23 protein-coding genes and 2 pseudogenes are annotated in these 24,573 nt (G+C 32.6%); 8 read left to right on the top strand and 17 right to left on the bottom strand.

What is annotated here, in order from left to right:
• Positions 1–23: 23 nt before the first annotated feature.
• From IPK91_06255 to IPK91_06245, 3 genes are all read right to left on the bottom strand, one after another.
• On the bottom strand, positions 24–674 hold the full coding sequence (locus tag IPK91_06255) for a phytanoyl-CoA dioxygenase family protein (protein MBK8296871.1): 651 nt from the start codon (positions 672–674) through the stop codon (positions 24–26).
• Positions 675–1,078: 404 nt separating this feature from the next.
• Positions 1,079–1,327 (bottom strand): hypothetical protein, encoded by a 249-nt coding sequence (locus tag IPK91_06250; protein MBK8296870.1) that lies wholly within the window; start codon positions 1,325–1,327, stop codon positions 1,079–1,081.
• Between the two features lie 641 nt (positions 1,328–1,968).
• The gene (locus tag IPK91_06245; GenBank protein MBK8296869.1) at positions 1,969–3,027 is read right to left on the bottom strand and encodes a type IV secretion system DNA-binding domain-containing protein; all 1,059 of its coding nucleotides are present in this window, start codon (positions 3,025–3,027) and stop codon (positions 1,969–1,971) included.
• Positions 3,028–3,258: 231 nt separating this feature from the next.
• Between IPK91_06245 and IPK91_06240 the strand changes: the two genes are divergently transcribed.
• From IPK91_06240 to IPK91_06230, 3 genes and pseudogenes are all read left to right on the top strand, one after another.
• The gene (locus tag IPK91_06240; GenBank protein ID MBK8296868.1) at positions 3,259–4,053 is read left to right on the top strand and encodes a hypothetical protein; all 795 of its coding nucleotides are present in this window, start codon (positions 3,259–3,261) and stop codon (positions 4,051–4,053) included.
• Between the two features lie 179 nt (positions 4,054–4,232).
• The gene (locus IPK91_06235; GenBank protein MBK8296867.1) at positions 4,233–4,922 is read left to right on the top strand and encodes a recombinase family protein; all 690 of its coding nucleotides are present in this window, start codon (positions 4,233–4,235) and stop codon (positions 4,920–4,922) included.
• Positions 4,880–5,965: pseudogene (locus tag IPK91_06230) on the top strand (recombinase family protein). The gene IPK91_06235 and the pseudogene IPK91_06230 overlap by 43 nt, the downstream one beginning before the upstream one ends.
• 48 nt (positions 5,966–6,013) lie before the next feature.
• On the opposite strand, the gene IPK91_06225 reads toward IPK91_06230, so the two are convergent.
• The 4 genes and pseudogenes from IPK91_06225 to IPK91_06210 form a co-directional block, all read right to left on the bottom strand.
• Positions 6,014–6,331: a hypothetical protein gene (locus IPK91_06225; protein MBK8296866.1), complete on the bottom strand. Its 318-nt coding sequence runs from the start codon at positions 6,329–6,331 to the stop codon at positions 6,014–6,016.
• A gap of 286 nt (positions 6,332–6,617) precedes the next feature.
• Positions 6,618–7,988, bottom strand: a complete 1,371-nt coding sequence (locus IPK91_06220; GenBank protein MBK8296865.1) for a hypothetical protein — start codon at positions 7,986–7,988, stop codon at positions 6,618–6,620.
• Complete coding sequence (locus tag IPK91_06215; GenBank protein ID MBK8296864.1) at positions 7,985–8,707, bottom strand: alpha/beta hydrolase; 723 nt, start codon at positions 8,705–8,707, stop codon at positions 7,985–7,987. Before IPK91_06215 ends, IPK91_06220 begins: the two co-directional genes overlap by 4 nt.
• A 125-nt stretch (positions 8,708–8,832) precedes the next feature.
• A pseudogene (locus IPK91_06210) lies at positions 8,833–9,752 on the bottom strand (DUF4268 domain-containing protein).
• Between the two features lie 451 nt (positions 9,753–10,203).
• Here IPK91_06210 and IPK91_06205 point away from each other — a divergent pair.
• Complete coding sequence (locus tag IPK91_06205; protein MBK8296863.1) at positions 10,204–10,539, top strand: helix-turn-helix transcriptional regulator; 336 nt, start codon at positions 10,204–10,206, stop codon at positions 10,537–10,539.
• Positions 10,540–10,545: 6 nt separating this feature from the next.
• Entirely contained in the window at positions 10,546–11,049 is a 504-nt protein-coding gene (locus tag IPK91_06200; GenBank protein MBK8296862.1) for a hypothetical protein, read from the top strand.
• Positions 11,050–11,070: 21 nt separating this feature from the next.
• Here the strand turns inward: IPK91_06200 and IPK91_06195 are convergent, their stop codons facing one another.
• The 6 genes from IPK91_06195 to IPK91_06170 are packed head-to-tail and all read right to left on the bottom strand — an operon-like array spanning position 11,071 to position 20,067.
• The gene (locus tag IPK91_06195; protein MBK8296861.1) at positions 11,071–13,374 is read right to left on the bottom strand and encodes a helicase; all 2,304 of its coding nucleotides are present in this window, start codon (positions 13,372–13,374) and stop codon (positions 11,071–11,073) included.
• A complete protein-coding gene (locus IPK91_06190) occupies positions 13,344–14,240 on the bottom strand; it encodes a DUF1837 domain-containing protein (protein MBK8296860.1) in 897 nt (298 codons plus the stop codon). The genes IPK91_06195 and IPK91_06190 overlap by 31 nt, the downstream gene beginning before the upstream one ends.
• An 18-nt stretch (positions 14,241–14,258) precedes the next feature.
• Complete coding sequence (locus IPK91_06185) at positions 14,259–14,834, bottom strand: restriction endonuclease subunit S (GenBank protein ID MBK8296859.1); 576 nt, start codon at positions 14,832–14,834, stop codon at positions 14,259–14,261.
• The gene (locus IPK91_06180) at positions 14,777–16,798 is read right to left on the bottom strand and encodes an N-6 DNA methylase (protein MBK8296858.1); all 2,022 of its coding nucleotides are present in this window, start codon (positions 16,796–16,798) and stop codon (positions 14,777–14,779) included. The genes IPK91_06185 and IPK91_06180 overlap by 58 nt, the downstream gene beginning before the upstream one ends.
• A 3-nt stretch (positions 16,799–16,801) precedes the next feature.
• Complete coding sequence (locus tag IPK91_06175) at positions 16,802–17,551, bottom strand: TIGR02391 family protein (GenBank protein MBK8296857.1); 750 nt, start codon at positions 17,549–17,551, stop codon at positions 16,802–16,804.
• Positions 17,552–17,553: 2 nt separating this feature from the next.
• Positions 17,554–20,067 (bottom strand): DEAD/DEAH box helicase family protein, encoded by a 2,514-nt coding sequence (locus IPK91_06170; GenBank protein MBK8296856.1) that lies wholly within the window; start codon positions 20,065–20,067, stop codon positions 17,554–17,556.
• Positions 20,068–20,302: 235 nt separating this feature from the next.
• On the opposite strand from IPK91_06170, the gene IPK91_06165 reads away from it, so the two are divergent.
• From IPK91_06165 to IPK91_06155, 3 genes are all read left to right on the top strand, one after another.
• Entirely contained in the window at positions 20,303–20,653 is a 351-nt protein-coding gene (locus tag IPK91_06165) for a hypothetical protein (protein MBK8296855.1), read from the top strand.
• 167 nt (positions 20,654–20,820) lie between these two features.
• Entirely contained in the window at positions 20,821–21,300 is a 480-nt protein-coding gene (locus tag IPK91_06160; protein MBK8296854.1) for a JAB domain-containing protein, read from the top strand.
• A gap of 26 nt (positions 21,301–21,326) precedes the next feature.
• Positions 21,327–22,268, top strand: a complete 942-nt coding sequence (locus tag IPK91_06155; protein MBK8296853.1) for a DUF1738 domain-containing protein — start codon at positions 21,327–21,329, stop codon at positions 22,266–22,268.
• 64 nt (positions 22,269–22,332) lie between these two features.
• Here IPK91_06155 and IPK91_06150 read toward each other — a convergent pair whose 3' ends face one another.
• The 4 genes from IPK91_06150 to IPK91_06135 all read right to left on the bottom strand — a co-directional run bounded on the left by IPK91_06150 (position 22,333) and on the right by IPK91_06135 (position 24,564).
• Positions 22,333–22,596, bottom strand: coding sequence for a hypothetical protein (locus IPK91_06150; protein ID MBK8296852.1), 264 nt, complete (start codon positions 22,594–22,596; stop codon positions 22,333–22,335).
• Positions 22,597–23,053: 457 nt separating this feature from the next.
• On the bottom strand, positions 23,054–23,416 hold the full coding sequence (locus IPK91_06145; GenBank protein ID MBK8296851.1) for a hypothetical protein: 363 nt from the start codon (positions 23,414–23,416) through the stop codon (positions 23,054–23,056).
• Between the two features lie 98 nt (positions 23,417–23,514).
• The gene (locus IPK91_06140; protein MBK8296850.1) at positions 23,515–23,826 is read right to left on the bottom strand and encodes a DUF3892 domain-containing protein; all 312 of its coding nucleotides are present in this window, start codon (positions 23,824–23,826) and stop codon (positions 23,515–23,517) included.
• Between the two features lie 237 nt (positions 23,827–24,063).
• Complete coding sequence (locus tag IPK91_06135; protein ID MBK8296849.1) at positions 24,064–24,564, bottom strand: hypothetical protein; 501 nt, start codon at positions 24,562–24,564, stop codon at positions 24,064–24,066.
• Positions 24,565–24,573: the final 9 nt, after the last annotated feature.

The raw sequence follows: 24,573 nt of genomic DNA, 5'->3' as shown, positions 1-24,573 counted from the left end.
GGCAGATATATAATCATAAGGTTTCATAAATAGTTGATTGTAACAAAAACTAAACTTTTACGCTCAGTCAATGATCTATTTATCGTTGCGCCATGCCATAAAAGATGCGAAAATATTACGACATCTCCGGCATTAACTTTTAGTTGTTTAAGGGCATTGGACATTAAATACTCATTTTCCTTACTTTCGTCAAAATAATTTTTATGGCTTCCAGGAAAATATATAAAGTTGCCAGAGTCTTTTTCTTTAACATCAGTTAGAAAGTATTGAACTTTTATTTGAAAATTTAAACCTTTACTTGAATATTCTATCTTTCTCATTGCCTGGCCACCGTCCGTATGAATAAATCCTTTGAAATGATCTCCAGGGGGTCTTATTATTGCATGAGACATGGCTAATTGAATATGATAACCTAACAGCTTTAAAACTATACTAAAGGTTGAAGGATGATCTATTAAGTTAATAAAGTTATGATCTTCTGATACAATATTTTTCCAATCTAGTCCAACCGAGAATGGTCTTTTTAAGATTAGCTCTTTTTTATCTAAGTAAAGTTTATCTATGCATAAATTATAAAGCTCAATTTCAGTTCTACTCAAAGCATTTCTAATAATCAGAAATCCATTTTTATCGAAGTTCTTTTTTTGAACATTTAACCTTTTCGAATTTTCCATAACAATTTGATGTATTTTATTTTAATATTTAAAACCAACATATATTTAATTTTGGTTTTACTTAACACCAATTAGCTAAAACAACGCATTTTATGTAAGATTTACCTAAGCCCTATACTAATTTCAATTTTAAAGAAATAAAAATCAGTTCTGGACCATACATGATTGCACTACAGACTACAAATCTCAGATAAATATAACTTACTAGGAATATTCCTTGTATAAGTTTCAAGTGATTTTATTTTCTTCAATTCGCATTTCTTGGCATAAGACTTCTAAGTCTCCTCCATTTTAGTGATGTTCTTCAAAATTAAATTAATTATAGAACCCAGTCAACTGATACTCAAAGTTTCGATTAGAATAGAATAAAAAAGCCCAGCATATTATTTTGCTAGGCTTTACTTTTAATACCATCCAAGTCTACTTTTAACAAGCTTTTTCCTACAAATTCCGTCTTGATGACAAAGAATGCACTTCATTGCTGGAGCTGTATGTTCACCAGAACCGATTGAACCCAATTGGCCACCAGTAAAGCAAGCCGTGTAACTAACAGCTTGACAGCTAGAATTCCGATTCTTACATTCTTCCATTTCTTCAAAGGATTTGTTTTGCTTTTGAAGTAATACTTGGTTGAGACGAATTTGATTTTCCATGGTCTACATTATTAAATTGTGAATAACAAATAGCTCTTAACTAAAGAGCTTTTTTTTAGGTATGTGTATCACAAACGCAAAGAACAGCTCTCTAGGATGAGGGACTGTAATAGCGATAAAAATTGTAGCCAAAGAATTTCATAGTTGCCTTTAGAGTATATCAAAACTTGAAATAATTGTCAAACAGCAACTGCAGTTCAGAATATTTTTCATTAGAATTAGTCAATAAGTAGGAATATTACATTTTCAATTATTTTTTGGATATATATATCCACTTGATCCTTGTCATTAATAGCAAAGGGAAGAAGGCCAATTTCCTTTTTTAAATCATTCATCATTAGTTAAAATTAATCTAATTTGAAATGCTAGAATGGTGAATATTACAATTAATACCAATCACTTTTCAAATTAAATTTTACGGTTAATTTCAGTCTACTATTCATTATGCCAAAACCACGTTAAAGCCATCGACAATGCATCAAATAAACCGATATTCCTATCCTCGCTCATCCATGACTTTCTGTATTAGTCTACGAGTACTTTTTCCAGTTCGAGAAGATTGACAGCTACCCCAAAATTAAGACCCATTTTCATCCAAACAGTCCGCAATCAAGAGTCACTTTGAGGTTTAATTTTACAAACTAATTATAAGAAATCGTGTTCCCACTAAACGGTCTACTCGGCTTCCCATCTATCATTAGCTTTAAATAAATCCTGTAGTTTGGGAGATTAATAAAATCTTCTACATCAAATTCCGGATACATTTCCTTCGCCATATGCATGGCGTCTTCTGTGCCTATTCGGAATGATATTACTGTTCCAGCATTGCCGAGTACAGCACTTTTGATATCAACATCCAATTGATTCATGTATTGGTGTGCCAAAGTCATCCCTACTTTGAATTTGCGCAATTCAGAAAACATATTGACCAAAGATAATGTGGTGAAATTGTGAAATTCATCCATGTAAACCATAAATGGAATTCGTTTTTCTTCTTCGGTATCCACTCGACTAAAAGAAGCCGATGCAATGGAAGTTATGAAAAGTGCACCTAGGATATGGGCAACATCTGCACCGACATGGCCTTTTGAAAGATTGACTAGTACAATTTTCTTTTCATCCATTGCTTTTCGTAATGAAACTTCTTCCTTATTCTCAATTAAAACTCGTCTAATTGCCGGATGCACCAGCATACCACCAATCTTGTTCATTACCGGTAGTAAATCATATTTCATATATTCCGGAAATTCTCTTTCCCAGAATTTCTTTACACTTTCACTTTTGACATATCGAAGAGCATTTCTTCTAAAGCTTTTATTCAGTAATATTTCAACAATATCACCAACATTAGCTTCTGGCTGATCAAGCAAGGTTAGAATGGCGTGCCTTAATATATGCTCCAATTTGACTCCCCAAGCACTATCCCAAAGCTTTGAGAACACATCTAAGATACCGGAAGCAACCAAAGACCTTTTTTCCAAGCTAACTCGTTTAAATGGATTATATCTGAGATTTAGTTTTGGGTCGGTAATATTGAAATAAATTAAATCATTTTTACGACCTTCAGGAATAGCCTTCACAACCTTTTCCACTAGATCTCCATGAGGGTCAAGTAAACAGCATCCTCGTCCTGCATGAATATCTTGCATAATCATTGTTTCTAAACAAGTCGATTTTCCAGTTCCCGTTTTACCAATCATGTAAGTGTGCATTAATCTATCTGTTTGTTTGATGCCAAACAGCTTATTTTGATTCCGGAAGGTGGTTCTTCCAAAGTAGGTAATATCAGAATTAAGATTTTTAGGGGTGTTTTTTCATAGTCCATGAATTGATTATACGACCTGATAAATTTAAACAGAGACAGCAGAAATTTCCATTATGTCATTAAATGCCGTCTAGATATCGACTATATCCTGATTAACATTAAGTAAATGGATAATAAGGAAAATAAATTAGCAAACTGGATACCATTTCCAAGAAAAATATCTTCGGATTTTCGCAATGGAGTCATCACCTTAAGTGAGATGCAAGTTTACAACTGGCTCCGGCTTAATGCTAATCCTTATGGAATTGCTACCACCAGTCTAACAGACATCTCAATAGACCTATTTAAAGGTAGAAAGTCAGAGAATTCAATCAATAAAATACTTTTGGCCTTAAAGCGGAAGAAGTGCTTGTATTATAAGAGAAGAACTGGAAGCAGAGGTTCTTTTGAAGTTCGTTTTGGTGAATTCATTTTACCTTCAGGGCAAATTAATACTCTTGATAGATTCTTTGAAGCAGAGAAAGGCAGAACATTTGATATACAATCTGGCATTAGTGAAGCAGAACAAGAGCAGAACTTCGGTTGTGAATGTCAGAACTTTAGTGATCTAAAAAGCAAGATAAAATCTGTTGCTTTATCATTTTCAGTCAATACTGATGGCAGGACTCATGATATCGACAATGATAAAGAAAATAATATATCGACTTCCATTAAAGCAAAAACAAAGTTATCGGATTTCGAACCTCGGAATCTTGATGAACAACTTTGCTTAAATATTGCTACCAACCTTAAGGAAAGATATATAAATTTCATGTTATCTACTTTTAACAAATATGGCAAAGATACTCTGGAAAAAGTATGGCGTATTTTCAATGAACATGAATCAAAGACCGCTATTAAAAACCGTGGAGCATATTTTAATTCTTTGATTAAGAGGATTACCAATAATGAAAAGATTTAAAGTCATGGATCTTAATCCCGAAAAAGAAATAATTTTTTCAGATGTGGAATTGGAAAATATTTCCGGCTTCTGTTCTCTCTTACAAAAAATCCGAAATAGACTTATTTCTGAAGGATATTCTATTGAAGAGTTGAAAAAGCAACTATCCGATCAAAATTTACTATGATATAATTAATCTAATGAAAAAAGTAGAGGAGGAAAAACCATATAAAAATCACTATTTGAGCTACAATCGCAAAAGTACGGATGATGTGGATAATCAAAAAAACTCTTTAGCCTACCAGGTAAGTGAAGCAATTCCATTTGCCAAGACAAATCATCTCCCTATAGCTTTTGTTGATATTGATAACTTTTGCAAGGGCGGTATCATAAGAGAAAGCCATACTGGATTTAAAGAAGATGAAGATTTCGAAATTGATGAAGGTGGAAAAGTCACATATAAAATTGAGAGACCAAAATTCTTAAGATTAGTAAAATTTCTAAAGGAAGGATATTTTAAGGGAGTTATTTTCCTATGTTGGGATAGGGCAAGTCGGAATAAAAACGATGATAGTGTTTTGCGGAAATTAATGAAGCAAGGAGTTGATATTCGATTTGTGCAAGCTCAATATGATTCTGATAGCAGTGCCGGAGAGCTACACATGGATGTGGATTCAATGTTTGCTCAGCATTATTCCCGAGTAATAAGTGAGAAAGTTTCAAATCAGAATAAAAAGCTCCGTCAGGAAGGAATTTGCACTTACCGAGCTCCGGTTGGATATTTAAATGTAGGGAAAGCGGAACACAAACCAATTGATCCCATCAAGGCTCCAATAATTAAAGCAATTTTGAAAAATATTCTGAGGGTACTTGGAGTCTTCATGATTTAACAGAATGGGCAAAACAACAAGGACTTACAATGTCTCCTTCAAGACGAAGGAGAACTTCTGCGGAAATGCTATCTGATGAAGTAATAAAACTAGAACCGATTTGCAGAATACCAACTTATCAACAAATTCATCGAATTCTCAGCAATCCATTCTATATTGGAATGATCAATGACAAGGATTCTGAAAATGGATTACGCCTCAGCAATAGTCATCAACCCCTTGTAAGCAGAGAGCTTTTTAATCGTGTTCAGTCAATGTTAATGAAAAAACGAGTAAGTGTTCATTATACTGAAAAGCTAAAATTGCCATATCGTGGTTTGATTCGCTGTGCAAACTGTCAGCGTATCTATACTCCATACGTTAAGAAAGGCATTACTTATTATGGTGCAAGATGTGAAAAGACTTGCCCTAATCCCAATAAAAGTATTAATGCAAAATACATTGAATGCAAGGTTGGTGAAGTTATGAGCAAGCTTTATTATTCTGAGCAAGAACTTGAAGAAATTGATAAGCTTGTAAAAACTGATTTAAAATCCCTCGAATCTAAGCGACAAAAGTCCTTGGAGCAAACTGAACGCCAAATGAGTAAAGTCCGGGAAGACCTTGCTTACCTTCGAGAAAACCGATTGTCGTTACTAAAAAGCACAGTATATTCTCCCGAAAGCTTCCTTCAGGAAGAATCAAAGTTAATGGAACGTCTCCAGAACTTGCATAATGAAGAAAACGCATCGGACATTGCGATTGATGAAGTAGTAAAAGACCTTGTGATTCTTTCCGAACTCTTAAAAGATGCTTATTTATATTATTATTATGCGCTTCCGTTTGAAAAAGAAGAACTCATGCAAAAAGTCTTTTCCGAACTCAATTTATTTGATAATACCCTTACATATAAAGCTAAAAATGGATTTAAGCTTCTTGAACGAAGCGAACATGCACTATGCGGGCCTAATGTTTGGATTTCAGAACTTGTAATGCTCCATCCACTAATAAAGACAAGTATAGCAGAATTAAGGAATTATTCTATGTTATACCAAAATGAATAGCCGAATCCATAAGAATCCGGCCATTTTTTGTAATTTTTTCAATAAATTTTAATCATTCTCAACTCCAAGCTCCAAACGAATATACTCTTCTGCATCAGCAAACATTGGATAGAAGGTATCTTCTTCATTTGTACCTTCAACAGGTAGCTTTTTTGAATAAGCACTATCCGGTCTGGCACTTGATAATCCTACTGTCTGAAAATAAAGTGCTTGGGCTAATGCAAAATCAGGATAATAATACCCTATGCATATTTCATTTTTTCTTGCGCCAGGAGTTGCAAACATTTCAGGACAATCCTCCTGCATAAGTTGCATTTTTTTCAGAATGTCATCTTGAGTGATTTCATTTAAAATTACTTTTGTCATAATATTATATTTTAATGAATAAAAATTTAGCAATTTTAAGCTTCCATATAAGTGAAAACCTAAAATAACTAAACTTTTATTTAAAATTAAATTTCAAATAACCCCTGAATTTCAGGTAAATCTTACCATATATTAGAAAAAATACAAGGATGCGGGCGTAGTGTGTGGTTTTCCGAACTAATAATGTTACATTCACTGGTAAAAATAAGTATAGCAGAATTAAAATATTTTGATAGTAAAGATTGATTCTTACAGATAGCGATTAACTGGGCTCGTCCCTTAGGCGTTATTCTAAATTTTGAATTTCCTCAATCGAGTGATTTTTTTTAAAAAACATTGAATAGTGGTAAACAATAAAACTATTATCTTCAATGTGTTCAAGCATTTTTTCTTTCTTTTTCCAAATTACGTTCTCAGGCATAGTTATTGCGCTTAATTTTTTACGGTTCCATTCTTTATCATTAATAATCACTTTTGTAAACCGCTTAAAGCACCTATAAAAATCTTCACACAAATATTGAGGATTTTCAAGGTTAAAATCGACATGATGAATTATTAAGTAGCTATTATTCGAATAATTGTCTGACATTTCTAATAGTCTCGCACTATGTGTAACATCTGCATCAAGATACACAGGTTTGTTGACGATAATAATTTTCCTAATTCTATTCTCTTTTGGAGAAAAGTTGCTTATTTTCTCCACAGCCATCTTTAGATCAATTTTCATCAACTGACATACTGCCAGAGCTACCAGTGATTGTTCAATAAATAGTCTAGTTGGAATATAAAGCGTAAGTTCAATTATCCTGTCAAAAACACTTACTAGAACTTTATTATACTGGGAACTAATAAGCATTATATCGGCATTAATATTAACATTTGCAGAATATGTAATAGCGACATTATAATTAATAGTTAATAAATAATCGTCAGCTTTATTAATAACTGCTTTTGTATTAGGTTGTATTATCTGGATCTTACCTTCAAATATATCTTTTAATGAATTAATAGTCTTAACACCAATATGCATATTTTTAATGTTTAGCAATACTGCGATATTTGGTGTAATTAATTTGGCAAGTTCAAAAACATGGTGTTTCCTATATAAAGACATTTCCAACACCACGACCTCATGAAAATATTCTAAGCAATTGACAATATATGAAAAAAGCGTAAGTGGTGTAATTCGCTTGGTGTACACTCTCAAACTGGAATATTTTGTCGAAATCACATCTTCTAATAATGCGGTGGCAGTTGTTTTACCAACAGAACCAGTAATTGCAACTATCTGGGGATCTACTTGAGTTAACACATAATGGAAAATGGATTTGGCAAAACCTATAATATCATTCACTACTATTAACTTTACAGAATTATTTTCAATTTCTTTTAAAGTACCATGATCAATCACATAAGACCAATTTTTGTATGTCTCTATTTTATTTTTAATCTCTTTTCCTCTATCAAATACTTCGTTATACCAGCCTTCTAATTCCGGCTCATTATCATAAACACAAAAATATAGTACGTTATTATCAATTAACGGGTTACTATTAATTTTAGCAATATCCAAAAAATCAAACTCTTCATCACCATTGAAATTAACAAAATCCGCTTCGTGATCAATTAATTTAAGTATGCTGACATTAAACTTCATGTAGCGAAACATTTAATAATTTCAACTATCTGTTCATAGTTAGTAGTCGCAATATCATGTCCTCCCCCTTCAATAATGTGTAGATTATCCAAAACTTTGCCTTTGCCAATTCTTGATTTAAATACCTGTGGTGGTGTTGCGGAATCTTTTTCACCAAAGATTAAAAGTATTTTATCATTTGGAATCTTTATTAATTCATCTGCCAAATCAATCTTAACAATATTAAGATATGAATTTCTCAAGAATTTAGTTCCTTGTAAATAAAAAGAATTCTTTATTATAAATTTAAGATAAATGTGCCTTAAGTATTTTGATATAAAGAGTGGAACTAACTTTTTCCCAATTGTTAAATATTTTGTTTCTTTTCGCTCTTTATAAGCTCTTGTTATGGCTGGTGAAACTAAAATAATTTTTGAGTTATTGTGATAATTTAATTTCCATTTAATTGCAACAGCTCCGCCAAAAGAGTATCCAAGAACATAATCTGGTTTTATCCTAGACTTTAAAATAAATTGCTCAAAGAAATCGGCGTAATCTTCAAGATTCCAATCTTTTGGTGGCTCCGGTTCACCGCAAAATCCAGGTAAATTCAATTTAATTACATTGAAATATTTTGATAACTCTATAATAAAATCATTTCTGTTTGACCAAGCATCTTTACAGCCATATTTTGAATAATTAGTATAATTCCAGCCATGAATTAGAAAAACGTTTTCCATATTATTATATATTATCTAGTTCATAAAATTACATAATAACTTACAATTTACTAACTTATTGACATAATATTTAGGCTTTCTAATTAATAATGTTCCATTCACTTTCAAAGAAAAGTATAGAAGAATTAAAAATAATTAGGAAAGACTAATTTAAATTTCTCAGCAACACCAAGAAGCCATGAAAAGTAAGTTTCCCAATTTTGCTCCTGTTCGAAATATCCAGTATATGAAACTTTAATTCTACTGGCCTTTTTTTCCGGAAGTTCCATCCACTCTAATTTTTCACTTAGTTCGTTTTCAATCTCGCTTTTTACGCCTATTAATTTCGTAAATAATTCCTTATTATCAGGAATATATACTTCAACCCCAAATAGATTTTCCCTTGAATTTATTGTAAGTGAAATATGACAATCACTACTCCCAATACTTATGTTAGTCCAGTGTTGAGGATAGCTCTTTTGGAAGCGTAGAGATGTGTTCGTTTGTTTCGCATAACTTTTAAAAGCGTCCCAGAATTGCAATTGTTTAATCTTTGTATCTGTAAGCTCAGTGCTATCAACAGAACTTTTTACTACTTTTGCCCAATCATTTGGTTTAGAGATAATCTCAAACTTAGGTGCGAGTGGCGAATCAGCGATTTGCCATAACTCTATTTTTAATAAATAAAACCAATCTCTTCAATAGTGTTTTCATTGAGCCAATCAATTGCACGCCGGTGTTCTTCTCTTACATTTTTAACAACCCAAATAATAATTCGGGCATCATAACCGGAAGCATAAGTGATAATTTTACCCAAGTGGTCATGATTAGTTATTTCTAATTGATTTTCTATAATTATTTTATGTCCAGTGTTTTCTTCTTCTCCCAGAATATCAACATTAAAACTACCGACTTTCGCTTCGGTTTGGATGAGCTTAATGTCAAATCCAATCTCATTGCTCAATAATAAAAGATTTTCTTCTTGAGCTAACCATCGGGTGAAATCCATAGCTTCGTGTTTCCACCCCTCTCTTAGTTCAACCTTTTTAAGTTTACCTAGACTCATACTTTTTATATTAGCACAAATAATAAAAAATGCATTACTCAGCAAATATATGAAAATACGACTTGACAAAATGTAATTAACTATTCTAAAATACAGGTATCACGAAGGACTGTATGGGTTAACATCTTGACTTCAGATACTTCCTCTCTTATTTCGATTATGAACCATGTAATCGAATTTAATTTCCTTAGCAACGGTGCCTTTGCACCGTTGTATTGCAATCTGCGACAACCTTCAATATGCACAGCATTTGCGTTTCGACAGGGGCAGAGGCTCCTGTTTTATAATTTTATATTAATCGGATACTTATTGAAGCATAAATTTATAACCAAACATGGATCTAGGGCGAAAAAATTGACAAATTGGCAATTTCTACCGTCTACGATTGATAACTTTAGAAGAATAAACTTATGGCATCAGGATAAATAATTCCTGGTGCCCATTTTAATTTATGACTTCTCCACCAAACTATTTAAAAGTATATCGCAAACGGTCCGGATTAGTCCAGGAAGATATTGCCTTTCTATTGGATTTACCGGATTACTCCAACATTTCCAGATATGAAAAAGGTCAGAGAACTCCAACCATTGAACTATTACTTATATATCATCACTTATTTGATGTCCCGATTGAATCCTTGTTCGAGCAGGAATCTCAGATTATTAAATTAAAACTTATCCAGAAATTAATTCAATTAGTACCAGAATTAAAAAAAGATCAAATAACATTAAAGAACACCCAAAGAATTAGATTTCTTGAAGAAACCATTAAAAAATTAATTAGATAATATCACATGAATACACAAAATGAAAAATCAAAAATTGTTTATGCTATTTATCCAAATGCCAATGGCTTTGGCTTTGTTTACATGAGTGGACCAAGAAAATTAATTGATTACGGAATTGTCCGGATGAACCCCATCTGCAATTTCCGGCTTTTGGATAAAATTAAGGATTCAATAACTTATTTTAAACCAATGGTTTTGATATTGTTAGACCCGGAAGGTAAATCATCAAGAACCGGAAATCGAATCAGAAGTTTGATTTCAAGAATTACAGCTTTTGCAAAAAATGAGAATCTTCATGTGGCTCATATTTCGAGAGATGAAATCCGGGATGTATTTGAAAATTTCGGAGTTACCTCCAAATTTGAAATTTCTCAATGGTTATTAACAGAGTTTAAAGAACTTGAAACACGCCGACCAAAAAAACGCAAACTCTGGACTAGCGAGGACAGGAATACAGGCCTATTCGATGCTCTATCGCTTGCAATGGCATGGTTTTATATGTATAACTAATTAATAAATAAAATCAAAATTCTATACATTTCTATTTTCTTTTCTTTTGATAATCTTTTCTACCCTCTCAAAAATACCATTCTCATATTGATCAAATTGAGACTTAATATTGTCTGAGTTTGTTGGGTTTTCATAATAATCAACAATTGAGGAAGGTACTCCATAATCACTTGCAATTCTTCCGTTTTCTGTTATTGCATTGTATTCAAGCTTGGTAAGCAGTCGGTCAATTCCATTAATATTTTCAAATGTATTGCCAGTATTTTTAGACTGAGAGAGTTTATACATCACATTGAATACTCCTAAATATTTGACAACATGGTATTTAAGAATATTGTAAACAAAATCAGAAGTTTCAGTAATTGCTTCATCAATACTTATACCATGCTTTAATTTATATCTAATAGAACCTGAAAATCCTTCCGAAAGATAAAAGTAAATTAAATGGGTCAAAACAGAGTATTCCCCATTTTTTCCTTTATATTCAATTAAAAATTTCATTTTCGGATTAAGAACAATTGGCTTGATAATATTTAAAACAGTTTGAAACCCATCATAATCAATATTTAATTTAAAATTTATTTGTCGAATCAATGCTTTAATAGAACTCAACTCCGCTATAGTCATATTTTGAATACGATCATAAAGCTGAATCTTATGCAAGCGACTTACGACTTTATAAAGAGCAAAAACGAAATCCGGGATTCCACGCTCTTCCTGCATTGAAACAATATTCAACTTCCTTTGTCTATCTTCAGGCTTAAGGAACTCCTCAATTGTATAGAACAAATCAATCTCATCCTTTTGTGCGTCAAGATCATAATTTCTATGCTTGATCCCTTCAGCTTCAGAATTTATTGCATTCATAAATTTGTTATTTAAAACAATTACTCTCCCACTATAGTGGAATAAAAATCTTCCTGCTCTACCAGCAATATTCTTTGCATCAAACTTTTTCAATTCCTTATTTCCTTTCTTGTGGTGAAGCACAATCAAATTTTTTGCCGAAGTATTCACTCCTTCCGTAATGGTTGTGGTTGAAATTAGAACTCTTAATAATCCATTATTGAACAAAGAGACAATCTCTTTTTGTAGATACTTTGGAACCAAGCCATGATGAATTCCAATTCCTTGTTTAAGTGCTTCAATTAGAGTCCAGTCTTTATTGAAGTTTTCTTCAATATGAGATATAAATTCAGAATATTCTGCATTATTATGATCACTCAACAATCTAGATGCCAGCAATTTTTTTGCGTATGATTCAACTGAAGCCTTGGAATAGCAATACACAATAGAATTCTGTTTAATAGAAATTACTGATTTTAGCGTTTCAGTTAATAGTGTATCTTTTTTGTTACTTGAAAAATCTAACGTCAATTCATCATCTACAGTATATTCTCGACTACCTTTAATATCAACATATGTTTTATTCACAATTTCGTAATTGTTATAATCCATCAATTCGATTTGATTTTCTGAACAAAAACGGTCAAATGACGAGTTGTATTTTGGATCATTCTGTTGAGTAAAATCTATGTATGGACCTGCCAATAAGACATCAACATGAGGTTGTAGTAGTTCAAACACCGCTAATCTATATGCTACATCTCTTTCATTTTCTCGTACCTCTTCATCAATGATGTATTCATTATCAATTTTATAAACTTCATCTATAAATGCAAAATCGAATTTTATATCACTTGTTTTATTTTCAATGAATGAAAGAAATCTTTCAGGTGTGTAGATAAATAAATTCTTCTCACTAAACTCTCTTACTTCACTCAGTGTGTGAATATCATAGTTATTCAAAAAATACTGATAGTTATGTGAGGATATGAGCCGTTCCAAATTCTCCGAGAGAAGTGCAATTGTCGGAAAAATCAAAACCACATTTTTATACTCCATCTTTTTGATTATTTCAAAAACGATATGTGTTTTGCCAAATGAAGTGCTAGCAGAAAGAAAATACCTATTGAGCGCACCCGGGGTATACTTTTCTAATATCCGCTTTTGAAATTTATGAACCTTGATTTTTTCATCTAAATTCAAAGTACTTTCGTAAAATATTGCAGAAAGTGTATTTAGGTCAAAGTTTTCAATGGTAGTACTTTGATTGAACTTATCTAACAAATCAAAAAAGTGAGGAATTCCGATTATATTGGAAATAAATTTCAAAAACCTCCTATCCGATTCTGTTATTTCTTCTCCTTTTATCTTATCAAAGTAGGTGCAAACAGTTTTTATCAAATCATAATCTTTGATTTCACCGTTGCGATATTGATTGATTCCAATTATTACAGAAGTTGCTTCTTTGATTTTATCCATGATAATACATCTATTTTAATTGCTTTTACGTCTTCTACAGGAATGAAAACAAAGTATAAAAAGCAAGGAACCGACAATGCATATTCTTCCACTATATAATTCTTTTTGATATATTCAGGAATAGCTTTAATGCTTGCGTCATATCCATCTTTGTTTTGTTGAAATAAGATTATTATAGGATACACTAATTCAATTTGATATTTATTTAGTTCATTTGTAATAATAATATTCGGATTCTTATCCCAATCATTCAAGAGTGCTTCAAGTGTTGAACCTTGAATATTTAATCTGTCTTTGTTCTTTCGTAGTGTAAGAAGATTTTTCCTTAGGTAGTCATCCGATAGCGCTAGTTTTATTTTTATCAAAACATCATTAACAGCTTGCGTGTAGTTCTGATGAAATTTAGTTTCTCCTACCCACAATTGTATTTTAGAATCACTTTCTATAAGGTGATAAGCATCATAGCCTTTGGATTCAGAATTCTCTAATGGATTATACAAGACACCTCTTGCAATCAAGGCATCAACGCCAAATATTATTTTCAGGATTGCATACAAAATGACCTCGCCGAAAAAACCATACTTTAATTGTGTTTTGTCCGAATCATTTTCATCAAATCTGATTCTGTCCTGAAAAGCGATTGTTTGAAGGTCATTGTATTCCTTTTCGTTTATTTCAAATTCATTGAATGAATATTCAATAATTGAGTTATAAATAATTTCTGCAAGATCGTTCTTATTGGTTGCTTCGTAACACTTGTCATTTAAGTTTGAAAAAATTGTTCGTTCTATGTTTGCAACAGTATTTGGCAATTCATATTTGAACAGAATAGTCTTTTTAACTAGGTCCAGTAATTGTAGCCTCATGTTTGGTATTCACAAATTTTATTCCTCTGCTGCTAATGTCATTATTCCCTCACTCATTGCATAATCCTTAGGTGCTGCCTGCCATAACTTATTAATTTCATCTTTTATTTTTTGCTCAAAAATTTCTACGAGTTTCTTGTTTGAGTTTACCAATGCTTGTTCATCTTCAATGCGCTTTACAATTTCTTGTTGAACACTAATTGGTGGAAGTGGAATTTCTAAATTCTCAACATCTGTCTGGTTTATACTCGGGTAAGCTCCCTTTCCCATTTTACCAATCATTTGATTTTGCATAAAATCAGTAAATAATGACTCATAAACATATTTTGGAAGTACTTTCTCCTTACATCTTAAAACAGCAAATCCAGTAGATGCAATTGAATTCTTCGGGATATTTGAGAGCAAAGCAAATGCTTTCAAATTTGGTCTAACTGTTGATAGCAAAACATCATTTTCCTTTATTTCTCTTCTTGCTCTACTTGGTGCATCATTTACATCCAATATATTTTCAATTGAGTATTCACCAGTTTTATTATTTACTGAGGAAATATCAAAATAAATAAATTTACCATCTTTAGCAACCTTATTTGGCAAAGTATTTTTGGATTAATTTCACATACTTTCACCAACTCCATCATTTGCCAATTTTCTTTTATATCAAATTCTGGTTTGTAGTTTTCTACTACTTCTTTAGCTCCGTTGATAATGGATTGATACTTTTTAATCTTAGAAACAATTGCGTTTTGAATATTTAAGGGTGGTAATGGAATCTTAACACTTCTAACAAGTTCACTATTCAGATTTCTAACAACTCCACCTGTTGCCAATCTTTCATACTGTTCTTTTGTTAAATCGCTTCTTAAAACTTCATACAAATAATCTTGGTTGATTCTTTCCTTGTCTTTCATTCGCAAGAGAAGCCAACCGTCATGAATTGCTCCAGTTATTTTTACTATATATGGCCGTCCAAAACTCATGGAGTTCGAGAGAATAAAATCTCCATCATAAACCATTCTTGTTTTCTTCAAACCTTCCTTCTTTATTTTTTCTTTTGTGCTTAAAACGAATTTAGCATTTTCAGAAACATCACCAATTTTAATCCAGTTAATTCCTTCCTGTTCTTCTGTGATGTATTGTTCAATTGGCCTTGGTGAACCACCTCTTTGTATTTCGCAAATTTCTGAAATTGCAACCATTTCAAAATGGCTCTGCTTTACATTTACATTTTCACGATAGCGATCAACAGATAAATTATATTCTTCTTTCTCGGCGATTTTTTTCTTTTCTATTAGGAAAACATTTTTGCTTTCACTTTTAAATTCTTTAGTGCTCTCCAATGCAATTTTATATTGATGCAATGATACCAACACTTCAGTTAAATCGTTATTGCCAATCTCCTTTCGTTGCGCTCCCAGGTCAAACCCATCAGCTTCCACTTTAGCAAATAAAATATTATCAGTTTTCTTTGCAAGTACTCTGTCTAAAAATAAGATAGAAGTCTTTACACCAGAATAAGGGTTAAAAACTCCTGCAGGTAGAGATACGACTGCCAATAAATAGTTATTCTCGATTAGATATTTTCTTAATTGTTTGTAAGCACCATCGGATTTAAAAATAATCCCTTCCGGCACAATGATTCCGGCACGACCATTAAGGGTTAAGTGTTCTGCCATGTAATCCACAAAGAGTACCTCACTGCGGTTTGACTGAACTGAAAACCGCTTATGAGGTTGAATACCGCCTTTTGGTGACATAAATGGTGGATTGGCAAGAATAACATCAGCATTTTCATCCCAGCGCTTTTCATCGGAAAGGGTATCGTATTCATATATTTTTGGCTCCGGAAATCCATGTAAATACATATTGACCAAAGCCAACTTTACCATGTCAGGAGATATATCGTATCCTGTCAGGTTATTCATTAGCTTTAATTTTTCCTCGGGAGATAGAGGCTTGTCTTTATTGGTCTTTAAAATATGTTTATATGCAGAAATCAGGAAACCTGCGGTGCCACAGGCCGGATCAAGAATCTTTTCAGTCTTCTTGGGGTCTATAACGGCCACCATAAAATCTATGATATGACGAGGAGTCCGAAATTGACCAGCATCACCTTGACTACCTAATACAGAAAGTAAGTATTCAAAAGCATCACCAAGATCCTCGCTGTGTTCATAAGTAAACTCATTTATTTCCTTAAGAAAAAGAGAAAGTGTTCTTGGGTCATTGTATGGTAAGAATGCACCTTTAAATATATCTCTGAATAATTGCGGGATGTTTTGATTTCTGGATAATGACGAAATAGATTGCGTATAAAGATCAAGCCGTTCTTGACCAGATAGTTTTTGATCCAAAAGTTTTGTCCAAGCGTATTTAGAAAATCCATTGGCAAAAAATTTAGCTTCACCACCTAACTCTTGGGATTCCTTGTCCATATCATCCATAAATTTATAGATGAGTGCTATAGTGATTTGCTCTACTTGTGCTTTAGGATCAGGAACTTTACCCACAAGAATTTGTCGTACAGAATCTATTTTTCTTTTTGTATTTTGGTCGAGCATAGTTTATTTTCTATTGATTAAATCATACGCCAAGCTAGCTAGTGATATGTAATGGATGGCTAAATTTTTATCAAGACTTTTAGCTGGGGTATGAGCTTTTTCATTTCGCAGATTCTGAATTGACATATGCAGAAATTTAACTCCTTCAAAAAAATCCTTTTCGGCATCATCTTTGGGCTTCCTACCAAATATTTTTTCTGTGTTTGCATCTGCAAAAGCAAGATGTGCCTGTTCCTTTCCAGTAATTTCCTTGAGTTTTTGCCTTACTATTTTATAGGATTCTTCAACTGCATTGTAATAATGACCGTCGTTTAATAGCTTTTGAACATGATCAAATATTTCTTTCTGAAGCTTAATATTAATATTCCCATTTTTAAAACTTGCTTCTGACTTTGTTTCTATTATTAATTTTCCGTCAATAAGTTTTTCAGAGATTGATTTTGCCTCTAAGATTACTTTTTTTGAAAAATCTTCTTGATTTAATTTACCTAGATTAATTTGATTTTCTATATATTCTATAAGCTTTACTATACTTTTTCCTACTATTTTATCATCTGCATTGAGCCAAAACCCACGAACTCTGTTGGCCTTAGAGCCACTTGCATAAATATATTCCTTATTGTAGATATCAATATCTACATCATCCCTAAAAAACTCACCCATTGTCCTATCCGAGAAATTAAGTACATAGCCACTATTCATTTGGAATAGTTTTTCAAGTATTTGCTTTTCTTTTGTCGTCAGATTCGCCATAATTATAGATATTGATTAATAGGAACATAATCTTTTACGTAATCAGGAATAGTTTCCCTCCATCCATTCAGTGCTTTGAATTCCGACATGGAGAATCCACCATACACATTCAGATCGGCAAAATGCTTGTTATTAATTATTTGGCGGAATTTATCATCTGCAACATACGCCTTTAGGTAATTTTTGATGTGGGGTACATATTTACTTTCCGGCTTGTATATTGAAATAAATTTATCGCACTCATCTTCGATCTTTTCGTCTTTGGATTTAAATCCATCGATAAAGCCAAATGCACGTTCCAGAAATTCCCGCCATGTAATCCGGCGATCAAGGTTTTCGCTTTTCCGTATTTTATCAAGATTCAAAAACAATTGAGGTTTATCCTCATACTTATCTCGAACTATCTGTATGGCTTTTTCCCATTGCTCATTTTCAATAGCTGATTTTACTTCAGTATCCTTATGTAATTCCTCTCTGGCTTTCTCAAATAACTTACGGTCAACCTTCATTCCTTCAATTCCTATAGGTGTCTCCATGATTGACTTAACTTTATCAGGATTAAAAATCTCTATCTGGTCAATATCAACACCCTTAGGATCACTGCCACCTGTACTTTTTTGTTTTATTGGAATTTTTAAAATTTCATCGTAGTCAAATTTTTCTTCAAAATATTCGCAGTTGGCAAAGAAGTCGAAGAACTTGAAATTTTGCTTGGTCGCTTTGTGTTTTTCTCCGTACTCATCTGTATATTCAAAGCTGTGCTTGCGAGTGCCTCTCCCTTTAATCTGTATGAAATCCGTTGGTGAAAAAATAGGACGCATCAAGGCGAGGTTTAAAATATCTTCACAATCATAACCAGTGGTCATCATACCTACCGTAACGCAAACTCTGGTCTTGCTAGATTTGTAATTATCTAAGATTCTGGTGTGACCATTTAAGTTGTTATTGGCGAAGTTTATTGTGAATTGTTGTGCATCCTGGATGTTTGAAGTTATTTGCAAAGCAAAATCAGAATTGTATTTACCAGGCCATAATTGACTTGCCAATTGATTCAAAATCTGGGTAATCTTTGATGCATGTTTTTGACTCACGCAAAAAATAATACTTTTACCAATCTCTCCGCTAATAGGATCTCTAAGTGCATTTTCAATAAAGGCCTGGCAAAATACAGTATTTGTTTTTTCAGAAAAGAATTTCTTCTCAAAGTCTCTTTGAAAAAATGATTCTTCACTTTCTCCGCCTTCTTCGTTGTCCACCATTATGGAATAACCTTTTTCGGAAAGTAATTCTGTTGTTATGTCAGTTCGTGCATCAGAAACAATTGGGTTTATTAAAAAACCATCTTTTACTCCATCTAATAAACTAAACCGGAAAGTAGGTTCTCCATTTTTACACCCAAATGTCATATATGTATCCAATAGCTGGCGACGCTCCCAAGCACGAGGGTCTTTCTGAGATAACTTCTCGGAATCAATATTCTTGAGGTAGTCTTTTGGAGTTGCGGTAAGTCCTAATTTATATCCTACAAAGTATTCAAAGACTGCTCTAGAATTTCCACCAATTGCTCTATGAGATTCATCAGCAATGATTAAATCAAAATCCGTTGGTGAGAAGAGTTTTTTATATTTATTCTGAGTCGATAAACTTTGAACTGTTGTAATAACAACTTCCGCCTTTTTCCAATCATCTCTATTTTGTTTATAAACAACTAGGGTAAAATCATTACTTAAATATCTATCAAAATTCTTCTTTGCTTGTCCTTCTAGTTCCAGCCGATCAACAAGGAAAAGAATGCGTTTTGCGTTACCAGTTCTTAAAAAGAGTTTTATTACTCCAGCAGAAATTAAGGTTTTTCCGGTTCCAGTTGCCATTTCAAATAGAAAGCGGTCATTGCCTTCTCCGGCTGATCTTTGTAGTGCGTGAATTGCTCTTAACTGATATGGTCGTAAAATCCGCAAATTTTCATCCCAGAGATATTGATCTCTTGTTGCTTCATTTTGGTAGAGAGGGTCATTTTTAAAATTAGCATTTTGAGTTAAAGCAATGTAATCGGAATCTACTTTTTCTTCTGTTAATCTTTTATTGTTTGGTTGAAATCCCTGACGATGTTTTAATGATTCTTGGGTAGGAAATTCAGTAATGATTTCCGGATCACCACGTTCCAAATCCCAGAAAAAGTGGAGATTACCATTTGATAAAATTATGAATCGTACATTTTGAGATTGTGCATATCTTCTAGCTTGCTCTTTGCCATCAAGAGGATTCTTGTCTTCCTTTTTGGCTTCCAATACCGCTAAAGGAAATCCATTATCATCTAAAAGAAGAAAATCAATAAAACCTTTTTTTACAGATTCAAAGTCATCACCGAGTTGATCAGTAAAGGACTTGGCAATTTTGACATTTATTTCCAGAGCAATATTGGAGAAGCCTTTTTCACTGTCAAAAAAACTCCATCCGGCATCTTCAAGGAGTTTATTTATTTTGATTCTGGCTTTTGCTTCTTTTGAATTGGCCATATTGTTTTATCGTGTTTCTTTGTTTGATTGAACGTAATTTAGTATAGCATTTTTAAGGGTTCATTACAATTGGATTCCGGTTTGGTTAAATTTTATTAATTTCATGGGTAAATATAGCTAAAATATTAAAATTCAGTGCTTTACCTTTTGTAATTTAGAATTAAATACACTAATTTTGTGAATAATTGGTTTTAACCCGTAATTTTACTTCTTCATTAATTTTTAATTCAATTCAATGGAAATAAGAGAATTTGAAACTAATAATAATTTTTTTTTAACAGAATGTGGAACATGTTCTGGTTGGACATTCAATGTTTCTTGTAATAAATCTTTGAAGCAAGGAATTATCCAAATATCGAAATGCAAAAACGAAAATCAATACACGGTTGAGGCAACTTCTCTTGAGGAAGATTGCAATATTGAAAATAGAGATTATCCAACCGAAAGAGATGCACTTATTAGGTTTCTTTCTCAAAATTTTATGAGAATAGATAATAGCGATCCATGTGAATCATTTCATGAAGATCATCCATTATGTCCAACATGTAATGATGAAACAATTGCGAGTGAAAATGAGCTTATCTAATTAAGAGTTGCATTTATTAACTTAATCTACAGTAATAAATTATTATTTAAATATCATTGATGCATAAATGAAAATTGCCAAGATGACAATTTCTACCATCTTGGTTTAATGCATCGTCAATATTACACTGGTTTGGAATTATTCTTTAACAATTTAAACCAGTAATTATGAAAAATCAAAATGGCGAGAGCCAAATACCTCCACTTTTGCAAGTAGCTGAAGTAAAGGTTAAGTATCAATCCAATTTACCATTATCTAACCATCTAAGAGTTAATAATTCTTCGGATGCAGAAAAGATATTCCGGATTAATTGGGGTGATGATATGGAGTTGGTTGAGGAATTCAATGTGTTGTTCCTTAACCGAGCAAATTATGTAAAAGGTCTATTACGACTAAGTCGTGGCGGATTGACTGGAACTGTAGCTGATCCACGGATTTTATTTGCCACTGCATTGAAAGGTCTTGCTGTAGGAATTATTGCCGGGCATAACCATCCTTCAGGTTCTTCTAAACCAAGCACCCAAGATATTGAGTTGACCAGAAAGTTGAAAGAGATTGGAAAATTCCATGACATTCAACTAATTGATCATATCATTCTTACACCACAATCCGGATTTTATTCCTTCGCTGACGAAGGAATGCTCTAATTCACTAACCTCTAAATTTGATTGAAATGAAAAATAATAATAGCGAAGAAGCTGTCATTGGTTCTCCGATTCCGAAGATAGACTTATATCATGAGGTGACGAATAAAATTATAAAAATGTTAGATTCCGGAGTTGCTCCTTGGCATAAACCTTGGAATTCCTATGGTTTGGCTAGAAACTATGTTTCTGGTCATATATATAAAGGTATCAATTACATCTTGATGAATTTTTCAGAGCATAGAATTCCTTACTTTCTGACTTATAAGCAGGTTAAGGAATTAGGAGGCGTTTTGAGATTAGGAGCGAAAGCGGAGAAGGTCATTTACTTTAATTTGGTATATAAGAATTTAGAAGGTAGTAGACTGAGTGAAAATGAAGCTAAGGAGATGATAAAGAGTAAAATAAAGGTAGAAGTCTCTCGTCTAATTAAATACTATCCTGTCTTCAATATTGAAGATGCGGAAGGTATATCAATAGGAATGCAGGATTTAGAACTGAGTCCAAATGAGAAAATCCGAACTTGTGAAGATATTATTGATAACATGCCAAATAGACCACCGATTAAATTCATAGATTCCGATCAAGCCTATTACTTACCTTCAAAGGACTATATTAATATGCCTAAGATGGAGCAATTCCAATCAAGCTTTGCATATTATGCTTGCTTATTTCATGAGTTAGCTCATTCGACCGGACATAAATCTAGACTTAATAGAGAAGGAATTGTAAATTCTGAAACTTTTGGAAGCGTGGTTTATAGCACCGAGGAACTCATTGCCGAGCTTGGAAGCTCTTATTTATGCTCAATAGCACAAATTGATAATGATACCCTTTTGCAAAGAAGTTCTTCATATTTATATGATTGGTTGAAAGTTCTAAAGGAAGATAATCGATTTATCTTTAAGGTTGCTTCACAGGCTCAAAAAGCGGTTGATTATATTTTAAACCGGAAACAGTTTGAAGGCTAATAACACCTTCCATTCTAAAAACATCTATTGCACAATCCCTGTAAAAACAGGGATTTTTTTTTGATTAATTCTTTCGTGTTACCAGAATATTAACTACAAAAAAGCTATCGCGATGCCGATATTCCATCCAAAATCTAATTGCACTAAATCTCCCATAAACATTTGAAAATCCAAAGTCAATCATCACAAAGTGACTACCACTTGTTCCATTACCTAAAAAATCTATATTGGCAAAGGCACTGTCACCCAAAAAAATAAAATACCTTTTTTTATTTGATTTGAATTTTGAAGCCTTCAATAAAATATCATCGCAAATATTTTGCATCATAAAAATGTTGATGCAATTGAATTCCTATTCTCCATCGATTGGAAAAACGTAATTAAAATCTAATCAATAAGTTATTTAATTTTTGGACGTAACTAATTGCTACTTTGATAGTATTTATAATGTGCTTTAAGCAGTGTATATCATTACATTAATTTTCTTATTTCATTTAAAGTTGAATTTACAATGGATGGTATTTCCTTCCTTTCAATTTGCAAGTAATTTACTTGACATTTCTTAAATACGTCTACTGCAATACAATACTTTGGATTGAGTACATTTTGTTGTGAGAAATGCAGCTTAAGGTATCTATATAATAGGTCCGAGAACATTGCTAATTCCTCGATTCGAAAACCATTCAATTTGGCAATGAACCATATTGCCCCTACTTCTGTTTTATCATCACCTAGAATTGTAAAAACATGCTGAGGAGTAATTTGTATTTGAAGTCCTCTGATTATTAAAACAGATTTTTCTTTATGCTTCTTTTGAAAGACCACTTTTTAGTTGCTCTCCATTTTTTTAGGTCAAAATCCTGATACGTCGATAAAATTTCAATATTTCTACTATACATTGTTTTGATTCTAGTAGAGTCTGTCTTATTCATTTTTGCCTTCAATTCATCAATTTTGTCTTTGATAGCTTCTAAGTCGTTTAACTTATAACTATTGCTAATTGCACTCAGGCAACTAATCCAATAATCCCCACCTCCTTCTGAAGCTAATTTCACCTTATCAACCTTTAGGCTGGTCACGAAATTCTTTTTACTTCGAGCAGACTTTCCTCTGAATTCAATAAGATTTTTTATTGTTAAACTTCGCATGCATAAATATTAAATTAATACTCACAACATTAAATTTAATGAGCTTGATTTCAATTAATGAATTAGAGGAATTGATTTTTAGATAGGATAATTAAAAACTAAGGTGATATCCAATCAAAATCGATAAGATGAGCTAAATTATCTGTTCTTTGGTTGTCAGGATTTGATCTTAAGTATTTACCATTGAACCCATTTACAACCTGGACATTTTCTCCGATACTCCACCCAGCAGTAATATAATTCCATACCCATGTGGTAGCACTGTTTCCGGAAGTTTCTAAAAGAGTAATCGCTTGTGGTTTTGATATTTTAGTTGCTCTGCTTGTGGTTTGCCCACCGGTATGAAATGCATAATGTGTAATTACATTGCTAGAATTTTTCCAAACTCCCGAAATTCTATAAATTGGCATTTATTTAATTTTTATTTTGTTAATAGATTTTATTGCGAAGTGAAAATTCCTAATTTCAAAATTGTATATAAATATAAACGGGTTTATATTTTAATTATTCTTTTAAGAGAAATTGTGTATCAAATCTTTCTTTGCAAATTAGCATAACGCTTTCTCTAATGCAGGATGCGGATGAACTGCGGATTCAAAGGCTGTGAAATTTTGTAGGTTGTCATGACTTCCAATCCACACAAATATTTATAATTGATTGTCTTTTTCAGCCTCAAGCGGTGCGGACATTTTTTTAATTAAAGCTTCCATATATTCTTGCAACATAGCAGGAGGAGGTACAGGAACCAACCTTACTCGAAGGAGGCTTGAACCTTCCACTTTATAGTCATATTTACTAGAATAAGATGCATTTACAGATGCAGTAAACGGTCCGAATCCTCCACTAGCGGATACACCAATTTTAGCTTCGGTAGAAGTGGCCATTGTAATGGCCATTTTTACTTCAATAATAGATTCTGCAAATTGATAGTATCCTGGGAAAAAACCTAAAGCAATTAATGCGAATTCTACTTCTTGTGACGGATCAGCAATACTTGGTAATTTAATTTTGGTGTCAGCCATGAATTTTGCCACTTTAGTGCTGTTCAAATCCAATTTAGTTTGAGCATCGGCGATACCTAAGGCTAATTTTTGTACCATTTCCGGAAATGGTACATTTAATAATTCTTGTCCAACGTTGTTTGGCATAATAAGAGG

This window comes from Saprospiraceae bacterium (assembly GCA_016712145.1).
Lineage (GTDB): Bacteria > Bacteroidota > Bacteroidia > Chitinophagales > Saprospiraceae > Vicinibacter.
Note: the sequence above shows the minus strand (reverse complement) of the source record. Positions and strands in the feature narration are given on the sequence as shown.